Annotated in this window: 17 protein-coding genes; 4 read left to right on the top strand and 13 right to left on the bottom strand. The window is 72.8% G+C overall.

The annotated features are described in order from the left end of the window. Nucleotides 1–44 precede the first annotated feature (44 nt). From AB0H32_RS28460 to AB0H32_RS28420, 9 genes are all read right to left on the bottom strand, one after another. Nucleotides 45–842 (bottom strand): ABC transporter permease subunit, encoded by a 798-nt coding sequence (locus AB0H32_RS28460; protein WP_361125861.1) that lies wholly within the window; start codon nucleotides 840–842, stop codon nucleotides 45–47. Next, nucleotides 829–1,725 carry a 2-aminoethylphosphonate ABC transporter permease subunit gene (locus AB0H32_RS28455; protein WP_361125858.1) on the bottom strand — a complete coding sequence of 299 codons (897 nt, stop codon included), beginning with the start codon at nucleotides 1,723–1,725 and terminating at the stop codon, nucleotides 829–831. The genes AB0H32_RS28460 and AB0H32_RS28455 overlap by 14 nt, the downstream gene beginning before the upstream one ends. After that, entirely contained in the window at nucleotides 1,718–2,764 is a 1,047-nt protein-coding gene (locus AB0H32_RS28450; protein WP_361125855.1) for an ABC transporter ATP-binding protein, read from the bottom strand. Before AB0H32_RS28450 ends, AB0H32_RS28455 begins: the two co-directional genes overlap by 8 nt. A 1-nt stretch (nucleotide 2,765) precedes the next feature. After that, nucleotides 2,766–3,473, bottom strand: a complete 708-nt coding sequence (locus AB0H32_RS28445; protein WP_361125852.1) for an HAD family hydrolase — start codon at nucleotides 3,471–3,473, stop codon at nucleotides 2,766–2,768. Next, nucleotides 3,470–4,594: a TIGR03364 family FAD-dependent oxidoreductase gene (locus AB0H32_RS28440; protein ID WP_361125849.1), complete on the bottom strand. Its 1,125-nt coding sequence runs from the start codon at nucleotides 4,592–4,594 to the stop codon at nucleotides 3,470–3,472. The genes AB0H32_RS28445 and AB0H32_RS28440 overlap by 4 nt, the downstream gene beginning before the upstream one ends. 257 nt (nucleotides 4,595–4,851) lie before the next feature. Then, a complete protein-coding gene (locus AB0H32_RS28435) occupies nucleotides 4,852–5,607 on the bottom strand; it encodes a GntR family transcriptional regulator (protein WP_361125846.1) in 756 nt (251 codons plus the stop codon). Between the two features lie 254 nt (nucleotides 5,608–5,861). Further along, nucleotides 5,862–6,791, bottom strand: a complete 930-nt coding sequence (locus tag AB0H32_RS28430) for a hypothetical protein (RefSeq protein ID WP_361125843.1) — start codon at nucleotides 6,789–6,791, stop codon at nucleotides 5,862–5,864. 105 nt (nucleotides 6,792–6,896) lie between these two features. Next, complete coding sequence (locus tag AB0H32_RS28425) at nucleotides 6,897–7,211, bottom strand: hypothetical protein (RefSeq protein WP_361125840.1); 315 nt, start codon at nucleotides 7,209–7,211, stop codon at nucleotides 6,897–6,899. Between the two features lie 487 nt (nucleotides 7,212–7,698). Then, nucleotides 7,699–8,841: an ROK family transcriptional regulator gene (locus tag AB0H32_RS28420; protein ID WP_361125913.1), complete on the bottom strand. Its 1,143-nt coding sequence runs from the start codon at nucleotides 8,839–8,841 to the stop codon at nucleotides 7,699–7,701. A 48-nt stretch (nucleotides 8,842–8,889) separates the two neighbouring features. On the opposite strand from AB0H32_RS28420, the gene AB0H32_RS28415 reads away from it, so the two are divergent. From AB0H32_RS28415 to AB0H32_RS28405, 3 genes are all read left to right on the top strand, one after another. Next, nucleotides 8,890–9,957 carry a Gfo/Idh/MocA family oxidoreductase gene (locus AB0H32_RS28415; RefSeq protein ID WP_361125837.1) on the top strand — a complete coding sequence of 356 codons (1,068 nt, stop codon included), beginning with the start codon at nucleotides 8,890–8,892 and terminating at the stop codon, nucleotides 9,955–9,957. Then, nucleotides 9,957–10,457, top strand: coding sequence for a heme-degrading domain-containing protein (locus tag AB0H32_RS28410; RefSeq protein ID WP_361125834.1), 501 nt, complete (start codon nucleotides 9,957–9,959; stop codon nucleotides 10,455–10,457). Before AB0H32_RS28415 ends, AB0H32_RS28410 begins: the two co-directional genes overlap by 1 nt. Nucleotides 10,458–10,541: 84 nt before the next feature. Further along, nucleotides 10,542–11,420 (top strand): LLM class F420-dependent oxidoreductase, encoded by an 879-nt coding sequence (locus tag AB0H32_RS28405; protein ID WP_361125831.1) that lies wholly within the window; start codon nucleotides 10,542–10,544, stop codon nucleotides 11,418–11,420. Nucleotides 11,421–11,500: 80 nt separating this feature from the next. Here AB0H32_RS28405 and AB0H32_RS28400 read toward each other — a convergent pair whose 3' ends face one another. The 4 genes from AB0H32_RS28400 to AB0H32_RS28385 form a co-directional block, all read right to left on the bottom strand. Next, entirely contained in the window at nucleotides 11,501–12,358 is an 858-nt protein-coding gene (locus AB0H32_RS28400) for a fumarylacetoacetate hydrolase family protein (protein WP_361125828.1), read from the bottom strand. A gap of 162 nt (nucleotides 12,359–12,520) precedes the next feature. Beyond that, nucleotides 12,521–13,237, bottom strand: a complete 717-nt coding sequence (locus tag AB0H32_RS28395) for a YidC/Oxa1 family membrane protein insertase (RefSeq protein ID WP_361125825.1) — start codon at nucleotides 13,235–13,237, stop codon at nucleotides 12,521–12,523. A gap of 222 nt (nucleotides 13,238–13,459) precedes the next feature. Then, nucleotides 13,460–13,786 carry a DUF6412 domain-containing protein gene (locus tag AB0H32_RS28390; RefSeq protein WP_361125822.1) on the bottom strand — a complete coding sequence of 109 codons (327 nt, stop codon included), beginning with the start codon at nucleotides 13,784–13,786 and terminating at the stop codon, nucleotides 13,460–13,462. 65 nt (nucleotides 13,787–13,851) lie between these two features. Then, nucleotides 13,852–14,379, bottom strand: a complete 528-nt coding sequence (locus tag AB0H32_RS28385; protein ID WP_361125819.1) for a helix-turn-helix domain-containing protein — start codon at nucleotides 14,377–14,379, stop codon at nucleotides 13,852–13,854. Between the two features lie 69 nt (nucleotides 14,380–14,448). Here AB0H32_RS28385 and AB0H32_RS28380 point away from each other — a divergent pair, with 69 nt between their 5' ends. Then, entirely contained in the window at nucleotides 14,449–15,855 is a 1,407-nt protein-coding gene (locus AB0H32_RS28380; RefSeq protein WP_361125816.1) for an MFS transporter, read from the top strand. Nucleotides 15,856–16,101 lie beyond the last annotated feature (246 nt).

Raw genomic sequence — 16,101 nt, 5'->3', positions numbered from 1 at the left:
CCTTGCGGCGGCGAAGGGCTGGTGCGGGAGGTGGCGCTGCGGGGTCAGCGGTAGGAGGCTCTGGTGCGGACCCGGGAGACGGCGAACAGGACGAGCAGGGTCGCGGCCATGAGGACCACCGCGACGGCGGACCCCGCGAACAGGGCGCCGCGGTCGGTGGCCGCGTAGATCAGGACGGGAAGCGGGGTCCAGTCGGGCGGATAGAGCATCATCGTGGCGCTCAGCTCGCCCATGGACAGGGCGAAGCAGAGGCCGGCGGCGGCGGTGAGCGAGGGCAGCAGGAGCGGCAGCCGCACCCGCCACAGGACGTAGGCGGGCCGGGCGCCGAGGGAGGCGGCGGCCTGCTCGTACGCCGGGTCGAGGCGGGTGATCGCCGCCGACACGGACTGGTGGGCGAAGGCGGTGACCAGGACGGTGTGGGCGACGATCACGATCCACCGGGTGCCGTTGAGCAGCATCGGCGGCTGGGAGAAGGCCACCAGGACCGACAGCCCGACCACGACCGACGGCACGGCGACCGGCAGGACGAACAGCGCGTCGAGGATCCGGCGGTGACGCTTCTTCAGGGCTGCCCCGGCCAGCGCGGCCCAGGTGCCGGTGGCCAGGGCGAGCAGGCTCGCGGTGGCGGCCGTGACCAGGCTGGTGGTCAGGGCCTGCAGGGCCTCGCCGCGGGTGGCGGACCGGTAGTTGGCCGTCGTCGGGCCCGAGGGCAGGACGCTGGACCAGTGGGTGGCGAAGGAGGCGCCGAGGACGACGAGGAGAGGGAGGGCGAACAGGGGCAGGAAGAGGAGGAGGAACACCGCCCACACGACCCACTTGGCCTTGCGGCTATGCACCAGCACGACGGCTCACCACCCGGTAGAGGCCGTACAGCCCAACGGAGATCAGGACGTTGACGACGGCGACCACGCACGCGCCCGGGTAGTCGGACTCCAGGATCGCCTTGCTGTAGACGAGCATCGGCAGGGTCGTGACCCCTTTCGCACCGGTGAACAGCACGATCCCGAACTCGTTCAGGCACAGCACCAGGACGAGGCTTCCGCCGGCGGCGAGCGCGGGCAGCGCCTCCGGCAGGATCACCTGCCGCACGATGCGCGGCGCGCGGGCGCCGAGCGAACTGGCCGCCTCCAGCTGGGCGGTGTCGAGCTGGGAGAAGGCGGCGAGCAGCGGCCGCATCACGAACGGCGTGAAGTAGGTGACCTCCGCCAGCAGCACCCCCCAGGGTGTGGTCAGGAACTGGAAGGGTCCCTCCGCCGCCCCGCTGACGTCGGTCCACAGACCGTTGGCCATGCCGACGCTGCCGTAGACGAACAGCAGCGCCAGCGTGATGAGGAAGGACGGGAAGGACAGGAAGACGTCCACGAACCTGGCGACCACCTTCGCCCCGGGGAACGGCACGAACGCGATGACCAGCGCCAGCAGGAAGCCGAGGACCAGGCATCCGGCGGTGGCGGCCAGGGCCAGCCACACGGTGGTCCACAGCGCGTGCCGGAACGCCTCCGAGGCGAAGACGTCCGCGTACGGCTGCACGGAGGTGCCACCGCTGTCGGGCCGGAAGGACTGCTGGACGACGAGGGCGAGGGGGTAGAGGAAGAAGACGGCGAGCAAGGCAACCGGCGGCAGGGCAGCCAACCAGGGGCGCGGGGCTGTCTTCGGTGTGCGGCCACCGCCGCGTGGGCGCGGCCGGCCACGAACGGCCCGCGCGTGTGTGACGGCCTCAGCCATGGCTCACCCCTGCGGGCAGCAGCGTCGCGTCGTCGGGAGCGAAGTGCAGGGCGACCGTGTCTCCATGCACCGGCGGGTCCCTCAACTCGCGCAGGTCCGCCATCACCTGGTGCCCGTCCACCTCGACGTAGAGCCGGTGGGTGGCGCCCCGCCACTGGATCTCCCTGACGGTGCCGGTGATCCGGTTGGGTCCGTCGCCGAGGCCCACCAGGTGCGGCCGTACACACAAGGTGGCCCGCGCGCCCGTGACCGCGCCCGCCGTGTCGACCTTCAGGTCGGCCCCTGCGAAGCCGACGTTCCCGTGGCCGACGGTCACCGGCAGCAGGTTGGCGTTCCCGACGAAGGACGCGGTGAACTCGTCGGCCGGGGCCCGGTACAGCTCCCTCGGCGTCCCGCAGGACTGCAGCCGCGCCGCGTCCATCACCGCGATCCGGTCGGCCAGGGTGAGGGCCTCGACCTGGTCGTGGGTGACGTACAGCATCGACACGTCGGGCAACTCACGGTGCAGCCGGGCGAGTTCGGCCAGCATTCCGGAGCGCAGCCGGGCGTCGAGCGCGGACAGCGGCTCGTCCAGGAGCAGCACGTCGGGCCGGACGGCGAGGGCGCGGGCGATGGCGACGCGCTGCTGCTGTCCGCCGGACAGCTCCCGCGGGTGGCGGCGGGCGTAGGAGGCCATGCCGGTCATCTCCAGCGCCTCGGCGACCCGCCCTCGTATCTCGCCCCTGGGGGCCTTGCGGGCCTTCAGCCCGAAGGCCACGTTGTCGTCCACCCGCATGTGCGGGAAGAGGGCGTACTGCTGGACGACCATGCCGATGCCGCGCCGGTGGGGCGGCAGGTCCGTCACGTCCCGGTCGCCGAGGAACACGCGCCCGGAGGCGGGCCGTACGAACCCGGCGACCGCCCGCAGCGCGGTGGTCTTGCCGGATCCGGACGGCCCGAGGAGTGCCATGACCTCGCCGGGCCCGACGGTCAGGTCGAGGGAGTCGAGTACGACGTTGCCGTCGTAGGCGACCGTGACGGAGTCGAAGCGGATGCCCATCTCACCGGGCTCCCGTGAGCAGCGCGGGCAGGTCGGCGACGGAGTCGAGGACGTGGGTGGCGCCGGCCTCGCGGAACGCGTCGTCGCCGTGGGCGCCCGTGCGGACGCCGACGACCAGGCCCGCTTGGGCGCGTACGCCGCTGAGCACGTCGTAGGAGGTGTCGCCGACGACGGCGACCTGCCGGACGTCCTCGGCGGCCTTGGTCCGCACGAAGGCCTCCAGGACCATGTCCGGGAAGGGCCGCCCGCGCCCGCCGGCGTCGGCCGGGCACAGGGTGAGCGGTACGAGGTCCTGCCAGCCGAGGGCGGCGAGGACGGCGTCCTGCGTGACGCGGGCGAAGCCGGTGGTCAGGACGACGGTGCGGCCTCCGGCGGCGATGTCCTCGATGGCTTCGCGGGCGCCGGGGACCGGGGCGACGAGCCCTGCGTCGACGAGGTCGCCGTACGCCTTCTCGAAGGCGGTGTTGGCGCGCCGGGCGAGGTCCTCGGCCCCGAACAGGTGCCGGAAGACGGAGATCTTGGACTCGCCCATGGTGGCGCGGACGTAGTCCAGCTTCTCGGCGTGGTCGGCGGAGCCGGGCTCGACGCCCAGCTCGGCGGCGGCCGCCTCGAAGGCGCGCTCGACGAGGCCGCCGTCGGCGACGGTGGTGCCGGCCATGTCGAGGACGACGAGACGGATGTCGCGGATGTCGGTGGTCAACTCTCTCACCAGCCCAGTTCGTTGGCGGTCGTTTCGGCTATCGCGGGCGAGCAGGTCATGCCGCGCCCGCCGGGCCCGGTGACCAGCCACACTCCGTCGCTCACCTGCTGCCGGTGCACGACCCGGCTCGTGTCGGTGCACTGCGCGTACACGCCGGCCCAGCGGCGCCGGATCTTCGGCAGCGGCCGGCCGAGGAGGGACTCGACGACCTCGGTGAGGTGGTCGTAGGGATCCTCGAGGGTGTCGAAGGCGAAGGGGTGTTCGTACTCGTGGGTGTCGCCGATGGTCAGGCCGCCGTCGGCGCGCTGCACCATGAGCAGCTGCATCCTGTGCTCGGCGGCGGTCACCGGCTGCGGCCGGCCGGCATTGAGCGCGTCCAGCGCCGGGGAGGCGTAGGCCGGGTAGTAGCGGAAGCTGTCGGCGTCCGCGACCGAGGTGGTGAGCTTCTCGCCCAGCGGGTCGGTCTGCATCATCTGGAGGCGGACGCGGCGCACGGGCAGACCGGGCCCGGCCAGCTCGCGGACGAGTCCGCCGAGCCAGGCGCCGGTGCACAGCACGACGGCGTCCGCGTGGTGCACATCGCCGTGGTCGTCGCGGACGGCTCCGGCACCGGTCACCTCGCGGACCTCGCGGCCCGGCAGGAAGGTGTAGTCCGGGGACCTCAGCAGTTCTTCGCGCAGGGCGAGCTGGGCGGTGCGCGGCTCGACGGCGGCGTCCCGCTCGCAGTACAGGGCCGCGGTGAACTCGCCGCGCAGGGCGGGGTTGAGAGCCCGGGCCTCGCCGGGGGTCAGGAGCTTGTAGCCGCGGGCGGAGGCGTCGGGGCGGGCCACGGCGGCCTCGGCGACGGCGAGTTCGAGGTCCCCGCGCACCGGGGTCAGCGACCCGTTGGCCCGGAAGCCGAGTCCGGGCACCTGTCCGCCGATCGCCTCCCACAGCTCCCGCGCCCGCAGCGCGGTCTCCAGCTCTTCTCCACCGGCACGGCCGCTGACCCAGATCTGTCCGAAGTTGCGCAGCGAGGCGCCGCGCGCCTCCGCCTCACGCTCGATCTGGACGACCTGGTGGCCGCGCTTCACGGCTTGCCAGGCGTGCATGGTGCCCACCACGCCTGCTCCGACGACTGTCACTCTCACGACGGCAACGCTCCTCGGGACCGGGGAACCGGAAGGGTCCGGCTGACAACGAGAGCGTGAACGACCCATCACGTTTGGGCTAGACCCGTTATCTTCTCGTGACTTTTCGAAGGGTGCCAATGGGTGGATTCAGGCTGCTATCCCCCCGGAGGTGGGCGGTGATCAGCCCTTGAGGGGTGGGCGGTGATCAGCCGTCGGGGGCAGGAGGTGATCAGCCCTCGATGCGGGCGGCGGTCGGCTCCCGAGGTGGGCGGTGATCAGCCCTTGAGGTGCGCCGTGAAGGAGAACCGGTCACCGCGGTACAGGGTGCGCACACGCTCCAGCGGCCGCCCCTCCGTGTCCCGGGACACGCGGTGGATCAGCAGCATCGGCAGGGCCGGCGGGGTGCCGATGAGCAAGGCCTCGCGGGGCGTGGCCAGCACGGTCTCGAGCCGCTCGTCGGCGTCGCCGAAGTCGATGCCCTGGGCCTTCAGGTAGGCGTAGAAGGAGGAGTCGGGATCGAAGTCGGCGTCGAGGCGCGGCACCCGCTCGACCGCGACGTAGGTGCTCTCCAGACCGACCCGCTCGTCGTCGGCGAGCAGCACCCGCTCCAGGTGCCAGACGGGTTCGCCCCGGGTGAGGCCGGCCTCGGCGGCGAGGGGCTCGGGGCAGGGGAAGCGGTCGAGGGTGACGAGGGTACGGCCCGGGGTACGGCCCTGCCTGCGCACTCCCTCGGTGTAGCTGGCGAGGGACAGCGGCTGGGCCAGCTTGGGCCCGGCCACGACGGTCCCCCGCCCGCGCCGCCTCAGGCGCCCCTCCAGCACCAGCTCCCGTACGGCCTGCCGTACGGTTTCGCGGGCGACGTCGTACCGCTCGGCGAGATCGCGCTCGGTGGGGATGACGCTGCCCTCCCCCAGCTCCTCCAGCAGTCCGGCGATGCGTGCCTTCACCGCGTAGTACTTCGGGATGCGCCCGTGCTCGGGGATGCCGGAGCGGACGGGGGCGCCGGGGGCCTGGTCGTTCGGGTAGTCCACGCAGTGATCGTCGCAGACGGGGGCGGGTCCGTCGCAGGCCGGTCGGCGACTCGGCCACGCCGACGGCTCAACGGCGTCGACAGGCCACCGGCGACGGCGGCTCAGCGGCACCGACGGCTCAGCGCCGCCGACGGATCCGCAGCGCCGGCGGACGAGCGGTGTCGACGGATCCGCAGCGCCGGCGGATCAGCGGTGTCGACGGGTCCGTGGCGTCGACGGGTCACCGGTACTGGCGGGTCACCGGTGCCGGCGGCTCAGCGGCGTCGGCGGCTCAGCACGAGGGCGCCCCCGCCGACGGTGACAAGTGCGGTGACGGCCGCGAGCAGCCCTTGCGCGAGTCCGAGGCCGGTGCGGGCCAGCTCCCGGGCCCGCTCCCCCGCCCCTTCGGCCCCTTCGGCCCCCTCGGCCTCCTCGACCCCCTCGGCCTCCTGGGCGAACGGGAAGGAGGCGCCGTCCGACGCGGAGCTGTCGGGGGAGGGCTGCGAGGTATCGGCCGGGGTCGCCTGGGTGACCTGGGTCGCCTCCGGATCCACCGTTCCCTCCGGATCCGCGGTCCCGTCCGGAAGCGCCGTCCCCTCCGGATCCGCCGTCGCGTCCGGATCCGGCGTCGTCCCGGTGTCCACGTCCTGCCCGATCCCGAAGCGGTAGTCGTTGGACTGCCCGACCCAGTCCCCGTCCTCGCCCCGGCGCTGGACGACGGCCGCGTTGGCGGTGACCTGTTCGGTTGCGGCGTCCGGCGCGACCGCGAGTCTGACCTTGACGGACACGGTCTTTCCCGGCGCCACGGTGAACCCGCCGAACCCCTGGGTGTCCAGCACGCCGACCAGCTCCTGCTCGTCGGTGGTCTCGAGGGTGACGGGGTGGGTGGTGGAGCCGACGTAGAAGTCCAGCTCCGCCTGGGACGGCTTCAGGGTGCGCTTGCTGTCGACGAGGACGACGACCGGATGGATACCGGCGCAGGTCCGCTTGGTGGTGTTGGTGAGGTCGATGTACCAGGCTCCGTAGCCTCCGCCCGCCTCGTAGGAGGTGGGTCCGCCACGGATGCGGGTGGCCAGCGGGAAGGCACGGCCGCCGGACACCGCGCAGGAGGAACCGGCCGTGTCCGCGTGGGCGGCGTTCGACGACACGGGTACGAGAACGGCGGCTGCGGCCAGACAGAGGGACAGGGACGTGCACAGTCGCATGAACACATGACCATGCCGGGCGGAGACGGACGGATCGGGCTGCCACCCCGGGGTCGAGGGGCAAGTCCGCTCGATCAGCCGAGCAGCACGGGGCCGCACAGCCCTCTAGTGGTGAACGGCGTCGCCGGAGGGTGCGAACATCGCGAACTGACCGGAGATCCAGGGGTCGGCCGTCGCCGGCCGACCTGAGATCCAAGCGTCGGCCACCGCCAACTGGCCTGCAACCCAGGGGTCAGCCATCGCCAACTGACCCGCGACCCAGGGGTCGGAGTGGTTCCCGGCTACGGCGACCCGGGCAGAAACATGCCCGTCCGCCTGAAGGGTGGCTGCTCCCGCAGAGCCGCCCCCGACGAGGAGAGCCCCTCCGGCGAGCGCGGCGGACATGCCCGCGACCACAAGGCGCCGCATGAGCTTCTGCATCGTGTTTCCTCCTTGCACGGTCCACCGCCCCATGTGCCGCGAACGGTGGCGCTTGCCATTGCTGTGGCGCTGTTCAAGCTACGACTCCCGAGATGGTTGAACAATAAACTACAGAGGTGAGACGGGTCACCCGGCCGACCTGGACCACATGAATCCCGCGGACATCCCCGGCCGACCGCGCCCGTCGCGCCCTTGGACGCCCCGACCTTGGCCGCCCCGCCCTGGACGTCCCACCCCTGGCTGCCCCATCCGTAGCCACCCTGTCCACGGTCGCCCCGTCCGTAGCCACACTGTTCGCGGCCGCGTCGGAGCCGCGCGTGCCGCAACGGCCCTTCCCGGCAGACGTTCCCACCCGCCCCGCCCGCCACTTCCCGGCAGGCGTTCTCACCTGTCCCGCCCACCGCTTCCCGGCAGGCGTCCTCAGCCGTCCGGGGTACTTCCCGACAGGCGTCCCCAGCCGGACGTCGGCACTTCCCGGCAGGCGTCCTCAGCCGTCCGCCCGGCCGAACAGGGGAGCCAGGAGGAGTTGTGCGGCGCCTTCCGCCACCGCCCGTTCCCCGCCGGGAGCGAGCCGGACCGGCACCCGCGCCCCGAGGGGCCCCTCGCGCCGGGCCCGGGCGTCGAGCACCTTCGCGACGCCGTCGACGAACGCCTCGGGCGCCGCAGCGACCGTCCGCCCGCCGAGCAGCACCAGATCGATGTCCAGCAGTGCCACCAGGTTCCCGGCCCCCACCCCGAGCACCCGCGCCGCCTCCGCCGTCTCTCCCCGTTCCACGGCGGCCAGGCACAGCGCCTCCACGCACCCCCGGTCCCCGCACTCGCACACCGGCCCGTCCAGCTGGAGGACCTGGTGGCCGAACTCCCCGGCCCCGGTCCGTACACCCCGATGCACGCTGCCGCCGATCACCAGCCCGGCCCCCAGCCCCGTACCTAGATGCAGATACGCGAAGGACCCGCCCTCGCCGCCGACCGCCAGGCCGAGCGCGGCGGCGTTGGTGTCCTTGTCGACCACGACCGGCACCCCCAGCCGCTCCGCGAGCGCGTCCCGCAACGGAAACCCCTCCCACTCCGGGAACCCGGTCACCCGGTGCAGCACCCCGCCCGCATGATCGAGCGGACCGGGCAGAGCCACACCGGCACCGAGCAGGGAGGCGACCTCGCCGAGCCCCCGGCCGGCGACGTCCAGCGCCTCTCCCACCAGCCCCTCCACGGCTCCGGCGACCACGCCCAGCACCGCCTCCGCCCCGGCCCCGAGGTCCAGTGCCCGGCGCCGCTCCCCCACCACGGCCCCGTCGAGATCCACCAGCACCGCTCGCAGCTCGTCCCGGTCCAGCTGCACCCCGACCGCGTGCCCGGCCTCCGGCACCAGCCGCAGCACGGTGCGCGGCTTGCCCCCGGTGGACGCCCGGCGCCCGGCCTCCGCCGCGAGCCCCGCCTCCCGCAGCCGTGCGGTGATCTTGCTGACGGCCTGCGGGGTCAGCCCGGTCCGCTCGGCCAGCTCGAGGCGGCTGATGCCCTCGCCCCCGGCCGCCCGCAGCAGGTCCAGCACCAGTGCGGTGTTGTGGCTGCGCACCGCGAAGAGATTGGCTCCCACCGGCCCGCCGGTCCTCGTCCTGTTCACGCCATCCATTCTCCTCACGGCTTGCACTTTGGCAACAGCGTTGCGAAAGTGGGACGCATGACTGGTACCCCCCTCCGCGTCGGCCTGATCGGTTACGGTCTCGCGGGCTCCGTCTTCCACGCCCCGCTGATCGCCGCGACCGAGGGCCTCGCCCTGGACACGGTGGTCACCTCGCACTCCGAGCGGCAGGAGCAGGCCCGGGCGGAGTTCCCGTACGTCCGCGTGGCCGCCGATCCCGAGGAACTGCTCGCCCGCGCCGACGAGCTGGACCTGATCGTCATCGCGTCCCCGAACAGGACGCACGTCCCGCTCGCCACCACCGCCCTGGAGGCGGGCCTGCCGGTCGTGGTCGACAAGCCGGTCGCCGGCACCGCCGCCGAGGCGCGGGAGCTGGCCGACCTCGCCGAGGAACGCGGCCTGCTCCTCTCGGTCTTCCAGAACCGCCGCTGGGACAACGACTTCCTGACCCTCAGCGAACTGCTGGCAAAGGGCGAGCTCGGCGACGTATGGCGCTTCGAGTCCCGCTTCGAGCGCTGGCGGCCGCAGCCGAAGGGCGGCTGGCGCGAGTCCGGCGACCCGGCAGAGATCGGAGGTCTGCTCTACGACCTGGGCAGCCATGTCGTCGACCAGGCCCTGGTCCTCTTCGGCCCGGCGACCGAGGTGTACGCCGAGACGGACGTCCGCCGCCCCGGTGCCGAGACCGACGACGACACCTTCATCGCGCTCACCCACGCGACCGGCGTCCGCTCCCACCTCTACGTCTCCGCCACCACGCCCCAGCTCGGCCCGCGCTTGAGGGTCCTGGGCTCGCAGGCGGGCTATGTGAAGTACGGCCTGGACCCGCAGGAGGCGGCCCTGAGGGAGGGCCTGCGCCCGGGCCCCCGGTGGGGCGCCGAGCCCGAGGCCCTGTGGGGCCGTCTGGGGGCCGGCGAATCGCCGCTGACCGGTGGCGGCCGCGCCGTGCCCACCGTGCCGGGCGACTACCCGGCCTACTACACGGCCGTGGCGGCGGCCCTGACCGGCGCCGGCCCCAACCCGGTGACCGCGCTGGAGGCGGCCGCGACCCTCGACGTACTGGAGGCGGCCCGCCGGTCCGCCCGCGACAAGGTGACGGTGACCCTCTGATGCACCACCCGCAGATCACCCCGAAGTTCGCCCCCGAGATCACCCCGACCGTGGCGGAGCTGGAGGCGCAGGAACGCCGCCTGGTCTTCCGGCAGTTCACGTACGACGACGCCTGGGCCCTCGGCTCCCTCCTGGTCGAGCTGGCCAGGGAGCGCCAGGCCCCGCTCGCCGTCGACATCCACCGCGCGGGCCAGCAGCTGTTCCACGCGGCCCTGCCGGGCTCCACACCCGACAACGACGCCTGGATCGCCCGCAAGCGCCGGGTGGTGGAGCGCTACGGCGCCTCCTCCTACCTGGTCGGCGCCCGCTTCCGGGCCAAGGGCACGACGTTCGAGGAGTCCTCCCGCCTCGACCCGGACACCTACGCGGCGCACGGCGGCTCGTTCCCGGTCAACGTCGAGAACGTCGGCATCATCGGCGCGGTGACCGTCTCCGGCCTCCCCCAGCTGCAGGACCACCGCTTCGTGGTGGAGGCGCTGGAGCAGTTCCTGGAGAGCTGATCGGGGATTACCCGGGGACGCCCTCCGGTTGTCACTGACGTCACATCAGTCACGGCACCACCCGACCGGAGGGAATCCAGCCCCATGAGCGACACCCAGAACCGTCTCAAGGAGTCCATCGGCCGGTACGGCATCTGGAGCCACGGCCTGCGCGACGAGGACCCCTCCCTCCGTGCCGAGATCGGCGACGCGGCGGCCGAGCTGGAACAACTCGGGTACGGCGCCGCCTGGCTGGGCGGCAGCAGCGCCGTCCGGCACGCCCTCCCCCTCCTGGAGTCGACGTCGACGCTCACCGTCGGCACCAGCATCCAGAGCATCTGGCAGTACGAGGCCGCCGAGAGCGCCGCCGCCTTCGCCGAGGTCGAGTCGGCGCACCCCGGCCGCTTCGTCCTGGGCCTCGGGATCAGCCACGCCAAGCTGCACGACCAGTACCGCCGCCCGTACTCGGCCCTGGTCTCCTACCTCGACGCCCTGGACGAGGCCGGGGTGCCGGCGAGCCGCCGGGTGCTGGCCGCCCTCGGCCCGAAGACCCTCGATCTCGCCGGCACCCGCGCGGCCGGCGCGATCCCGTATCTGGTCACCCCCGAGCACACGGCCGAGGCCCGGGAGATTCTCGGCGAGACCGCGCTGCTGGCCCCGGAGTTCAAGGTCGTCCTGGAGAGTGATCCGGACAAGGCTCGCGCCGCCGCCCGCGACGTGCTCGCCCTGTACCTCACCCTCCCCAACTACACCAACACCTGGCTCCGCCTCGGCTTCACCGAGGACGACTTCAAGGAGGGCGGCAGCGACCGCCTGGTCGACACCTTCTTCGCCTGGGGCGACGAGACGAGGATCCGCTCCCGCGTCGAGGCCTTCCACCGGGCGGGCGCCGACCACGTGGCCCTCCAGGTGATCGACGGCACCTCCCGGGAGGGCCTGCCGCGCGAGGCCTGGCGCAGGGTGGCTGCCCTCCTGGAGGCGTAGCCGACGAACAGGGGCGCGGGGAACTGCGCGACCAGCCGCAGTGGACCCGCAGTCGCCGCACGACCGCAGTTCCCCACCCCTTACGCGTCCTTCAGCTCCTGCCGCTGCCGCCCGAGCCCCTCGATCTCCAGCTCGACAACGTCCCCGGCCCTCAGATACGGCTTCGGCTCGGGCTGTCCCATGGCCACCCCCGCCGGCGTCCCGGTGTTGATGACGTCCCCGGGGTAGAGCGTCATGAAGTGGCTGACGTACCGCACGACTTCGCCGACGGGGAAGATCTGCTCGGCGGTGGTGCCGTCCTGCTTCAGCTCCCCGTTCACCCACAGCTTGAGCGGCAGCCGCTGCGGATCGGCCACCTCGTCCGCGGTGACCAGCCACGGCCCCAGCGGGTTGAAGGTCTCGCAGTTCTTCCCCTTGTCCCAGGTCCCGCCCCGCTCGATCTGGAACTCCCGCTCGGACACGTCGTGCGCCACCGCATACCCGGCGACATGTGCCAGCCCCTCCTCGGCCGACTCCAGGTAGCGGGCCGTACGGCCGATGACGACGGCCAGCTCCACCTCCCAGTCGGTCTTGACGGACCCGCGCGGCACGAGCACGGTGTCGTTCGGTCCGACGACGGTGTCCGCGGCCTTGAAGAAGATCACGGGCTCGGCGGGCGGCTCGGCCCCCGTCTCGCGCGCGTGGTCGTGGTAGTTGAGCCCGATGCACACGACCTTGCCGATCCGGCCGAGCGGAGGCCCGATCCTCAGGCCCGCCGCGTCCAGCACGGGCAGCTCGCCGGCCTCGGCCGCCGCCCGTACCCGGCCGAGCGCGCCGTCGTCGGCAAGCAGCGCGCCGTCGATGTCGTCCACGATCCCCGACAGGTCCCGCAGGGTCCCCTCGGCGTCGAGCAGCGCCGGTCGCTCCGCACCGGCCGTACCGACTCGCAGCAGCTTCATGGTCACAATCTCCCTCGATCGCGGGCGCCCGACCGATGGGTGCAGCCATCGGAGGACTGGTCGATCCTCCAACCGAGCCGTCCACTCTGCAAGACCCTGTTCAGGTACTGGACCGTAACCCCGGCCTGAGGCCGCGGTTCAGCAGCGCCTGACGGGTGCGGTTCAGCGGTGGAGAACGGCCCGCTCCACCGCGCTCCACGTCGTACTGGTGATGACGTACAGCGCAGCCGCGAGCGGCACCACCGCCACGGTGACGAGCGTGAAGAAGGACATGAACGGCATGAGCCTGCTGATCGCGGCGAGCCCCGGTACCTGCTCTCCTTCGCCCGCCGTGACCGCGACCGGGTTCGTCGCCATCATCGCCTTGCTGCGCCGGTAGTTGAAGAGGGCGACGGCCGCGACGAGGGCGAAGAGCCCGAGGTAGACGAGCCCGGCCGCGCCGAGGACCCCGCCGTCGGCGAGGGCGTCGCTCCAGCGTCCGCCGAGCGGCGCGGCGAACAGCTCGTGGGACAGCAGGCCGTTGCTCTCACCGCCCGTCGAGGAGCTGGAGAAGACGCGGTAGAGGACGAAGAAGGCGGGCAGCTGGAGCAGGCTCGGCAGAATCCCGGAGAGCGGGGAGACCTTTTCCTCGGCGTGCAGTTCCAGCACCGCCTTCTGCAGCCGCTGGGGATCCTTCGCGTGCTTCTTGCGCAGCTCGGCGATCCGCGGCTGGAGCGCGGCCCGGGCGCGCTGTCCTCTGGCGGCGGCCCGCGACAGCGGGTGCACGAGCAGCCGTACGAGGGCGGTGAACAGGACGATCGCGGCGGCGGCCGCGAAGGCGTGGAAGAGCGGCTGGAGCAGGTCGGCGAACTGCTCGACCAGATGGGCGAAAACGGACATGGGTGGACCCTCCGTGACGGGGTGTGTCGTCGTGCCGGTGTGGGCGGGACATGGCATGTGACGGGACATGACATGGCGGCATGACGACCCGCGCGGGGGTCACGTATCGCTGATGGCCGATCGCTGGTGACTGATCACTGGTGGCCGAGCGGTGATGGCCGATCGCTGGTGGCCGGTCCCTGATGGCCGTTCGCCGGTGGCCGTTCGCTGGTGGCCGGTGCCCTACGCGCAGGTCGTCGCGAGGGCGCGCCCGGGCGCCCGGGGTCGACGACGCCCTGGGGCGTCGGGATCGCGCTGCGGCAGGAAGGCCGTACGGCGGGCCCGGTCGCGTATCGCCGTACGGACCCGGGTGGGCGGGACGGCGGGCGCGCTGCGGGCGGTGAGGAGCGAGCAGGCGGCGAGCGCGGACCCGGCGGCGGCGGTCGCGGCGAGCGCGACGGCGGTGGAGAGGCTGCCGGTGTCGAGAATCGCGGCCTGGAGCAGCAGCAGGTTCACCAGGATCAGCAGGAGGGCGACGGGGCGCACTGCGCCGACACGACCGCGAATCATGGCCTCCCCCTTCCCCTGACCTGAGCTTCTGCCCCCGAACCGGGCCCGTGCGGGACCGGTCCCGTTCATACCGGATCGATCTGCAGGGGCTCCAGCATCCGCTTCGGCTTGAGCAGCGCCCTGCTGACCGGATCCGCCGGGTCGGGATCGAGTCCCGGGCCCGGCACCAGTACAACGTCCGCGACGGGCACATTGGTTCCACAGGCGGGACATTCGCCGTACGGCCCGAGTTCGGTGCCGCACTGCGCGTGCCGGAAGGCCCGCAGCTGGGTCTCCTGGAAGTTCTCGCGGCCCCACAGCGCGAGGGCCCGCAGCGCGGGCCACAGGGCGACGCCGCGCTCGGTGACGACGTACTCGTCGCGCGGCGGCGACTCCTGGTACCGGTGCTTTTCGAGGATGCCGACCTCGGTGAGCGTCTTGAGCCGGGCCGACAGGACGGCGCGCGGGATGCCGAGGTGAACGAGGAAGTCGTTGTAGCGCCGGATGCCGTAGAGCGCGTCGCGGACGACGAGGAGCGTCCACCGCTCGCCGACGACCTCCAGCGCGCGGGCGATCGAGCATTCCTGCGTCGCGTAGTCCTTGCCCAGTGCCATGCGGACCACTGTAACCATTTTTCCGTCCGTCGGTTCAGTGACCGAACCGATGGTGTTACGGTAGGACCCATGCCTAGGTTCAATGAAAGAACCGTCACGGTGCGCCGGTCCACGGCCGTACGACGGGACACCAGCCCCCCAGCGCCCTCACACCCCCGCGCCACCCTGGCTCTGACCAGCGCCGCGACCGCGGTGGCCCTCATGACGTACACGGCCACGATGGTCACGCTCCCGCAGACCGTGGCCGACCTGCACACCCCGCTCTCCGCCCAGGCCTGGCTCCTGAACGGCACCCCGCTCGGCCTTGCCGCCCTCCTCCTGGTGGCCGGCAGTCTGGCCGACGACTACGGACGCCGCCGCGTCTTCCTCGGCGGCACGCTCGCCCTCGGCCTGACCACGGCCCTGGGCGGCCTGACGACCTCCACCCTCCTGTTCACCCTGGCCCGTATCGCCCAGGGCGCGGCGAGCGCGGCGATCCTGGCGAGCAGCCTGGGCCTGCTGGTGGCGGCCTTCCCGAGCCCGCGCGGCCGGCTGCACGCGACCGGCGTGTGGGGCGCCTTCGTGAGCGGCGGCATCGCGGCGGGCCCGCTGGTGTCCGGGGCGATGCCCTCGTGGCGGGTGGCGTACGCCGCCCTGGGCGCGGCGGCGCTGCTGGTGGCGGCCCTGGGCATGCGGCCCCTGACGGAGTCGAAGGCCCCCCGGGGCGGCCGCCCCGACATCCTCGGCGCACTGACCTTCGGCGCGGCGCTGGTGGCCCTGGTGGCGGCCCTGACCCTGGGCCGGGACGGCTGGCTGCGCACGCCGGTGGCGTTGCTGCTGGCCGCGGCGGTGGCCGCGATGGCCCTGTTCACACTCGTGGAACGCCGGACCCGTACCCCCATGATCGACCTCTCCCTGCTGCGCCACCCCCGCTTCCTGGCCTCCGCGGCCGGCGGCCTCTTCACCGGCCTGACCGTGATCGGCCTGTTCAGCTACCTCCCCGCCCTGCTCCAGCAGACCCTGCACCTGTCCGCGATGAACACGGCCTGGCTGTTCCTGCTGTGGTCCGGCCTGTCCTTCATGGTGGCGCTGCAGGCCAAGCGGCTGGCGGGCCGGGTCGGTTCGCGCCTGCAGCTCGCCATGGGTTTCCTGCTGCACGCCGTGGGCGCGCTGGCGATGCTGGGCGCGATCGGCTCGGGCTCATGGGTGCGGATGCTGCCGGGCCTGGTGCTCGGCGGTGTCGGCAGCGGCCTCCTGAACGCCGCGCTGCCCCTCGTGGCCGTGGAGTCGGTCCCCGTCGAGCGGGCGGCGATGGGCTCCGGGGCCCAGCAGACGTTCCGCTACATCGGCTCCTGCGCGGGCGTGGCCCTGACGATCGCGCTCGTCACGTCGTCCGGCAGCGGCCTGGCCCGGGGCGCGGACGTCGCAATGGTGGTGTCGGCGGTTCTGGCCGTCCTCGGAGCGGTGAGCGTGGGCGCGCTGCGGGAGCGGCACTGAGCAGACGCCGATCAGCCCGGCGGGCCCCGCCGTCGCCGTGCCGAGGTTCAGAGCTTGCCAAGGCCCGGGGCGCGCCAGGGTTCAGGACTTGCCGAGGTCCAGGGCATGCCAAGGTCCAGGGCATGCCAAGGTCCAGGGCACGCCAAGGTTCAGAACTTGCCGAGGTTCAGGGCACGCCAAGGTTCAGAACTTGCCGAGGTTCAGGGGCTGTCCGAGGCGAGGTAGGCGCGGGGTCCGGCCGGCCGG

Source organism: Streptomyces sp. NPDC020362 (assembly GCF_040642095.1).
Lineage (GTDB): Bacteria > Actinomycetota > Actinomycetes > Streptomycetales > Streptomycetaceae > Streptomyces.
Note: the sequence above shows the minus strand (reverse complement) of the source record. Positions and strands in the feature narration are given on the sequence as shown.